Source organism: Nonomuraea sp. 3N208, assembly GCF_052245935.1.
In the GTDB taxonomy this organism is placed as follows: domain Bacteria; phylum Actinomycetota; class Actinomycetes; order Streptosporangiales; family Streptosporangiaceae; genus Nonomuraea.
The window spans coordinates 1-7,813 of sequence record NZ_JBQQBR010000102.1; the positions used below are offsets into that span (position 1 = coordinate 1).

Consider the following 7,813-nt stretch of genomic DNA (forward strand, 5'->3'; position numbering starts at 1 on the left):
GGACGTCGGCGAACAGTTCGGGGATGGTCTTGGGCGGATGAGTGGCCTGGCGACGCCGGTCGCGGCCGACCTCGCCGTGCTCGCGCAGGATCCGATACATCGTCGAGGTGGACGCCAGGTAGGTGCCTTCATCCAGCAGGGAGAAGTACGCCGTCGCCGGGGAGGCATCGGCGAATCGCTCGTTCAGCACCGTGCGGATGTGGTCGCGTTCGGTCGGCGATAGCGCCGAGGGGTGCGGATTTCGTGGCGTGACCGGGCGGGTGGGGGCAGGGCTCTGGCGGTTCTTGCGGTACCAGTTGGCCTGCGGTATTCCGGTCGCCTGGCACGCCTTGCGCCGCCCGAGCAGTGGGGTGAGTTCCTCGATCGCCTCGGCCTGGGCAACTTCGATGATCTGGCTCACCGTTCGCCCCGAGCCGTCGGGTTCTCGCTGCCGGTGGCGAGCTGATCCAGCAGCGCGAAGAGCTTTCCCTGCACCTCGATGACCTGGCGGGTCTTGCCGAGTTCGGCGCGCAGCCGCTCGACTTCCGCCTGCAGAGCGTCGATCTGCTTGTCCCGCGGGTCGGCCTTGGGGCGGCCGACCGGCCGGGCCAGCGCCTGCTCGGCGCCGTGGTCACGCGCGGTCCGCCAACTGGAGATCAGCGAGGAGTACAGGCCTTCACGGCGCATCAACGCGCCCTTGCCGGCCTTGTCGAGCCGGTCGTACTCCTCCAGGATCCGGGCCTTGTAAGCAGCGGTGTAGCGGCGAGCGCCGGCCCGCTCGTGCACCTGGGGGTCAGGGATCTCGGGATCCTGTTCACTTGCTCCCACGAAGGGATGACTCCTTCCCCGCCCTCAGCGCAGAGTTTTATGCCTGTTTGCTACCTCTGTCTATTTTGGCAGGGAGGGGTTCGGCAGGCGGAGATGGCGGCCCAGGCGGACCATCTCATGCAGCAGCTTGAAGCCCTCGTCGGCGGTGCAGAGCCCTTCAACGATCGCTTCGCAGAACAGGTCCATGGTGTCCCGTGTAGTGATGCCCTGCCTACGGGCATACTCTCCGGCGTCCCGATCGTCCGTGATCCAGAGGGATCCGCGGAACTGCGGCCAGTTGAGAATGACATGGCATGTCTGTGCTTCGCCCAGGTGCTGCGTCGGCCTATGGAGCGAACCGCCGAACACCGCACGGCGTACCTGCTCGACCTGGCGGCTTTCGTTCAGATTGGTGATCTCGATAGGTTCGCCCAGCCAACCGTCCTGAGCGATCGTGTTCAGTTCGGGGAAGACGGCCTTCGACTTGCTCGCCTCGGCTTCGATGGCCTCAACCCAGCGTCCCCTGCCGCGCAGAATCTCCTCCAGGAGTCGTAGGCGTGACACTGCGGCGAAGTTGCACAGCACGGTGTTGTCGGGGAACCAGTACCAGATCATGACGTCAGGGGAGGTTCCTCTCCGGCTTGTTCAAGAGCCTGCCGGATGCTCTCGCTATCCTCGCCGATCAGGTTGGAGAAAGGACGCAGGGTCGAGGCGCCGTCGAGGTAGGCCTGGAATGTGTCGCGCAACAGCAGCTGCGGAATCCGGCAGCGGGAGGCGGCATCGATCCACTCAGTGAACGAACCCAGCTCACCGGCGAGCAGAGCCGCGGACTCGGTGGTCATGCCGCGGAACCGGTCGCAGAGATCTTTGGAAATCAGGCTCACGTTATGCAGCCGCCAGGCCAACGCGCTGGGTGAAACCCACCATCGGAAGGCGAGCTTGGCGAAGGACTCATCCGTCCAGGCCATGCCGCTCGTCTCCGACTTCAGTAGCTCTTCCGGTAGGAGAAAGGCGGTGGCGAAGGCGTTCGCTCGGATCTCGGAGGACTGTCGGCTATGACGCTTGTCGTAAATGTCGGCCTCGACCAGTAGGCCTTGATCGTCACCAGCCAATACGTGCCCCAGCTCATGCGCGAGTGTGAAGCGCTGACGGCTGGGGACCGTCGAGGTCCCGACGACAATTAGCCGGCGGTGCTCTCTACTGGAGGCCAGACCGTCGAAACCATCAGGCAGTTCGCTGATCGCCACATCGATCCCAAACACGTTCTCGATCAGCTCGGCGAGATCGCGTGTGTGGCTGGGATCGGCTCCGGCAGCGCATGCCTGGTCAAGGGCCCAAGCGGCAAGTTGTTGCCCCTGCCCTACCCACCAACTGCCCACGGGTGTGGTTTGAGGGAGGGTGACGTGCTGCTTGTAACCGAGGAAGGCGAGGTCCGCGCGGAGCTGAGTGAGCCCATCGGCCTCCTGCGCGGCACTCTCCACAGAACTGCCCGGGGGGGACGAGAGCCTCCCCGCCAACGCAGGGGTCTCATCGGCGCCGAGCAACCAGTCAACCGTCACGCCACCGAGTTCGGCGACCCGCGCCAGCTCGAGGGAGGTGAACCTTCGGGTGCCGGATAGCGACTTGGACATCTTCGACGGGTCGAGTCCGGCCAGCGTCGCGAACTCGCCTTGGCTCCGGCCACTTCTTGTGATCAGCTGGCGGACGCGCTGTGCCATGATCTCCCCGCACATGCCTCCACTCTAAGCTTCAGTTGCGAAAATCGCAACGGAGTCGATTCGGGTTGTCGCTGCTGGTGCTCCTCACCGGAACCACCGGGCTGGGGACGGCGGCGGGCTGAGATGTCACCCCGCGGTGGGGCAAACGCGACGAGCTGTGCTCGCCGGACTCGCACTCCGAGGCAGGATCGAGACCGGCGGAAGCCACGTGAGGCTGAGCGGCCCCAAGGTCCTCGCGGTCGGGGATGGTCCACTCCCGGACCCCCTCCTTCAGCCCGCCTACGGCAAGACCGTCCAGCGGCCCCGGGCCATCCAGCTGCCCAAGGCCGCCCAGCGGCCCCGGGCCGTCCAGACGCTCCTGCTCGCCCGAGATCGCAATGTGCGCCGGGGCCACTCTTTTAACATGGCCACGGACAAGTCTCCTCTCACGCCAACTTGCCCAGCACTAGGACTGCTGACCGGCTTCCACGTCCAGATCAGGAGTTGCTGGTGACACGTTCGGCATACCCCCGGTCCAGGCATCCGCTCAACTGTTGGGAGCGCTCCGGCTGGGTCCGGCGGATCGGCGGAGCTGCTCCAGGGTCTCCGCCAGTGCCCGAGCCGCCGCTTGGTGCAGCGGCGTCTCCTGACCGGCGGCCTCGATGATGGCTCGCAACAGCGGCTCGGCGAGGTCGGGACGGCCCAGCCGGACCAGGGTACGGGCATGCAGGAAGTCCATGGTCGTCGCGTCGGTCACCTCACCCACCTGCCGGAAGGCCGTGGCCGCACGTGCCGCGCGGTCCGCCGCTTCCTGGAGGCGGCCCGCCGCGGACAGCACGTGCGCGGCGCTGCGAAACGTGATCGCCCAGTTCTGCGGGAGGCGCTCCGCGGGCTCGGCGGGCAGCGCGCCGGTCATGGCCTCAGCCTGCGCGAGTACGGCGAGGGCCCGCTCGACGTCACCGGTCCGCTGCAGGGACAGCGCCTCGGACGCGCGGCAGACGGCCGCCACGTGCACGTCGCCGAGCCTGGCCGCGGCATCGGTGGCCTCCCGGTAGGTCGCGGCCGCCTCCGCGTCCTCGTCCAGGCGGTCGTGGATCTTCGCCGATGGCATCAGCGCCTGGAGAAGCAGCCTCGCGTCGTTCCGGCCGCGGGCCGAGGCCGCGACCTTCTCGTACTCTTCGAGCGCGGAGGCTTGGTGGCCGAGGATCTGATGGCACTCGGCGAGCAGGAGACGGTTCCAGTCGGCCATCTCCGGCTCGGCCAGCTTTCCGAGCTCCCGCAAGTGGTCCAGCCACGCGGCCACGTCGGCGGCGGTCTCCATCGCGTCCTCGGCCCGGCCCGCCGCCCGGTACGCCACGGCGAGGTGATAGCCCTGTTCGGCGGTGTCGGCGTCGCGGGAGCGTGCCTCGCCGACTCCGTCGATCAGGTCGTCGAGTGCGTCGGCCGCGCGGCCGGACAGGACGAGGGCGACACCGCGCCGATACCGGAGGTAGCCGCGCAGCTGTGCCGGTGCCGACGGCGGTAGCGTGGCGAGTTCCTGTTCGACCAGCTCGGTGAAGTGATGCGGCGCGCCGGCCCGTTCGTGGCTGCGGCGCCGGAGCTCTAACGCCCTGACGAGCTGACCGGGTGAACCTGCGGCGGCGAACGCCTGCCGTGCCGTGTCGGCCAGGCCGATCACCTGGGCAGGCGGGAATCGGTCGAACTCCCGCCAGATGCCTTCAGCCAGCGCCAGCGAGCCGATCAGCATCGGATCGCCACAGGCCAGGGCATGCCGGACGCCATTCGCCAGAGCCTGGTACGCCTTCGGCACCTTCCCGGCCCAGGACAGCGAACGGGCATGGAGCAGTTCGCCCCGGGCGATCAGCTCGTGCCGGCCGGTACGGCGCAGTTCGCCCACCGCCCAGGTCACCATCGGCAGGCCCTCGTGGAACCGGTCCTGCTTGCACAGCCAGTTGCCGAGCCGGCACGTGCACAGCAGGTAGCGCTGCTGGTCGCCGGCCTGCCGGTAGGCCTCCGCCGCCCAGCGGAACCGTTCCTCGGCCCGCTCGGAGCCGGTCAGCGCGGTCAGCTCGGCGTGGCGCGCGGCCAGATGCGGTGGGGGTGTGCCGGCGGCGGCCACATACCGGCGGGCCAGGGCGGGCTCGTCCCGTCGCTCGTGCCACTCGGCCCGGTCCAGCAACGCCTCAGGCGGCATACCGGGCGGGATCTCCAGTCGTACCGGTCTGCGGGCGCCCGGAGAGAGCGGCAGGAAGTCGACGACGGGAGGCGCGGTCAGCCGGGCGCGGATCCGGTCCCCCTGACAGGTTGTGCCGTTGCGCGCGTCGAACCGGGCGGCCAGGTCCCGCGCGGTGCTCTCCATCTCGTGGCACAGCTCGGCCACGGACCAGGTGAGGTCGCTGCCGTTCGCTCGGACCGTCTCGTCGCCCCGGCCGGCCGCGGTCAGCCGCCGGAGCAGGACCGCCGCGGCGGTGGCGAACTCCATCTTTCCGTTCGGCCGGTTCAGCGTGGGAAAGCCCGCCAGCTGCTCCCGCAGAGCCGACAGTCCGGTCTCCTCATTACCGGTCAGTGCACAGAACTCGATCTTCATGCCGCCGTACTCGTATCGGTAGACGCCCTGGTACATCGCACGGCGTGCCCGGTTGAACGCCTTCGCCGCCTCCTCCAGTCGCCCGGCGCGGGCCAGCGGCAGCAACATCAGGCACTGGATCGGAGCGGGCGGCTCCGTGAAGGTGACCTCGCCCGCGAGCACCGGCCCGGCGAGGGCCAGCGCCCGCGCGACGGACGCGTCGTCGCCGCGCAGGACCAGCCGCTCGACCTCGGCCTCGAAGTCCCACACCGAGTCCGGGTCGGGCCCGCCGGCCGCCTCCCACTGCTGGTGGCAGCGCTCCTCCTCGGGCCAGTCGCGGGCGAGCTGTGCCACCCACCGGCGGGCGTCGTACACCTGCCGCAGGCTGTGACCACCGGCGCGGAAACGGCGCTCCATGTCCTCGAAGGCGCCGTAGACCTGGGCCAGGCTGATCTCGGGAAACTCGGCCATCGACTGGGCGATGCTCGCGTACCAGCTGCGCAGCGACCAATCCTCTTCCGGCCCGAACTCGCCGGGCCGTGCGTCGTACTCGCTCAGGCAACGGGAGAACAGCGGGAACGCCTTGTCCCACTGACGACCGACGCTGTACGCGTTGGCCAGGCTGCGGCGCGCGGCGAAGGCCAGCCGGTGCTGTCCGCCGGCGTCGGCGTGCTGCACCAGGTCCTCCAGCAGCGCGGTCTGCGCCTCGCCGTGGCCCATCCGCCTGGCCTGCTCCAGCATGGCGGCCAGCTCGGCCCCGCTCCGGCTCATCGGGCGCCTGCCGCGCCGATGGCCCAGTCCAGCAGGTCCAGGAAGGAACGGTTGAGCATCGCGCCGTCCTCCGGGCGGAGCGGATGGTGGCCGGACAGCAGCGCCTGACCGTACAGAGCCTGAACGCCGAGAGCGGCCAGGGCCGGGTCGCGCACCTCGGCGACCCGCCGCACGACGGGGTTGCGCAGGTTGAGGATCAGCTGCGGCCGGTGCGCCGCGTCAGTGGTGTCCACGGCCCCGAGCACTCCGGACCACAGCTCACCCGCCGACGACCGGGCCGTGCGCATCTCCGCCGCCTGCACCGCGGCCTGGCTCGTCAGGTACAGGGCCGGCAGGGCAGGCGGGTCGAAGGAACGCGGTACCACGTCGCATCCCAGGCTCCGCAGGACGCCTGCGGCCGCTGTGAGGAACGGCCGAAGCCGGGCCTCCAGCACCGGGTCCGGCGGCTCGAACCGGGTGGCCAGCTCGGTGGGATCCAGCCGGCGTACGACGATCGCCGGGTCCAGCAGCGGAAGCCGGCGCATGATCTCGATGTCGTACGCGTAGCCGCCGTTGACCAGGCCGAAGTTCTGCGCGCTGGCGACCGCGGCCAGCACGCGGAACTCGTCGGCGGTCGCCGTGTAGCGCACCACCGGGTGTCGTCGACGGAAGTCGGCGAGCGTCATCGGCCCGGCGTCGGTCTCCATCGGCCACCAGCGGTCCACCACCCGCAGCATCTCCACATCGTGCAATGCCAGTGACTTGACGCCCAGGTGGTGGACGGCCAGGAACTGCCGGAGGCGGTCCGGCTCGGTCGCGGCCAGGCGTACGAGCCAGTCCCTCACCTGCCCGCCGAGTGCCTCCCGCGTATCGGCGAGCAGGTCGTCTTCGTACAATGCCTCGCGGCTGGCGGTCGGGCGCAGTTCGCCGGTGTCCACCACGCACCGGACGAAGAACGCCCACTCTGGCAGCAGCTTGTCGACGCCGTCGGCAAGCAGCATCCGGCGCAGGTACACCCGGTGACCCGACTGGGCCGCGGGATTGGCCGCCATCGGCAGGACGAACGCCAGCCCGGTCAGCCCGGCCTCGGGGACCGCCAGGTCGATCACGTCGAACGGGGCGAAGCCGAAGACGCGTTCGGCGTACGCGCGCAGTGCCCCGGCCCGCGCGGCCGGCGACGGATACCCGTGCTGCCAGGGCAGCGCACCGGAGTTCACCCGCCGCCCGGCGATCGAAATCGTCACCGGCAACGCGTCCCCGTACGACGCCACCAGGTCGTTCACCATCTCGCTGGCCAGCCAGCGAGCCATGCCGGGTACCGGGTTGAGCGTCACCGTGGTACCGGGCTCTGTGCGCTCGCGCGTCGCGGGGGCCACGCGATAGCGCCCGTCGGCCAGGCCGGTCCACTCCACCGTCGGCCCGCCGTGTGCGGAGCGGGTGGTCACCCGGACTTCGTCGGCCACCAGAAAGCAGGACAGCAGTCCGATGCCGAACTGGCCGAGGAACTCGTGCCGCGCCAGGCCCAGGTCGTCCCGCTTGGAGCTACGCCCGATCGTGGCGAGCAGCTCGTGCACCTCGGGCTCGGACAGGCCGATACCACTGTCGTGTATGCGCAATGTCCCGTCGCCGGTGACCTCGGGCGGCTCGATCGACACCACGGCCGGCGCACCCGGGTCGATCGCCCGGCGCGCGGTGATGGCGTCGACCGCGTTCTGCAGGAGCTCCCGCATGTACACCCGTGGACTGGCGTACAGGTGTCGGCTGAACAGGTCGACGATCCCTCGCAGATCGACCTGGAACGTACGTTCCACGTCCTCACTCCTCGGTCGTTGTTACCAGCCGGCCATAGTAGTGGTGCCGGGAAGCCGGCTCTTTGCGGGCATCGTCCTAGTGCCGTAGCCGGTCACGTTTGCCCTTTTTGTGACGACACGCCGATCGAGGTCTCCTCTCGGTCGGCGTGATCGTTTCAGACTTCTGGGTGTGGCTGAACGGGTTCGTGTACGCGAGATCGATG

Annotated in this window: 5 protein-coding genes and 1 pseudogene; all 6 read right to left on the reverse strand. The window is 69.4% G+C overall.

Going from position 1 to position 7,813, the window contains the following annotated elements; all coding sequences use genetic code 11:
• Window positions 1-400: pseudogene (locus ACTWPT_RS59165) on the reverse strand (IS3 family transposase); the annotation flags it as partial.
• Window positions 397-807: a transposase gene (locus ACTWPT_RS59170; protein WP_443186334.1), complete on the reverse strand. Its 411-nt coding sequence runs from the start codon at window positions 805-807 to the stop codon at window positions 397-399. The gene ACTWPT_RS59170 and the pseudogene ACTWPT_RS59165, both read right to left, overlap by 4 nt.
• Window positions 808-867: 60 nt before the next feature.
• On the reverse strand, window positions 868-1,401 hold the full coding sequence (locus ACTWPT_RS59175; RefSeq protein WP_443186335.1) for a hypothetical protein: 534 nt from the start codon (window positions 1,399-1,401) through the stop codon (window positions 868-870).
• A complete protein-coding gene (locus ACTWPT_RS59180) occupies window positions 1,398-2,519 on the reverse strand; it encodes a helix-turn-helix domain-containing protein (protein ID WP_443186336.1) in 1,122 nt (373 codons plus the stop codon). The genes ACTWPT_RS59175 and ACTWPT_RS59180 overlap by 4 nt, the downstream gene beginning before the upstream one ends.
• A gap of 511 nt (window positions 2,520-3,030) precedes the next feature.
• Entirely contained in the window at window positions 3,031-5,820 is a 2,790-nt protein-coding gene (locus tag ACTWPT_RS59185; protein ID WP_443186337.1) for a hypothetical protein, read from the reverse strand.
• Window positions 5,817-7,610: an HSP90 family protein gene (locus tag ACTWPT_RS59190; protein ID WP_443186338.1), complete on the reverse strand. Its 1,794-nt coding sequence runs from the start codon at window positions 7,608-7,610 to the stop codon at window positions 5,817-5,819. The genes ACTWPT_RS59185 and ACTWPT_RS59190 overlap by 4 nt, the downstream gene beginning before the upstream one ends.
• Window positions 7,611-7,813: the final 203 nt, after the last annotated feature.

Bases quoted from the DNA above. Each gene is read 5' to 3' on its own strand.
- ACTWPT_RS59175 (WP_443186335.1), bottom strand. From the start codon at position 1,401: ATGATCTGGTACTGGTTCCCCGACAACACCGTGCTGTGCAACTTCGCC.
- ACTWPT_RS59180 (WP_443186336.1), bottom strand. From the start codon at position 2,519: ATGTGCGGGGAGATCATGGCACAGCGCGTCCGCCAGCTGATCACAAGA.
- ACTWPT_RS59185 (WP_443186337.1), bottom strand. From the start codon at position 5,820: ATGAGCCGGAGCGGGGCCGAGCTGGCCGCCATGCTGGAGCAGGCCAGG.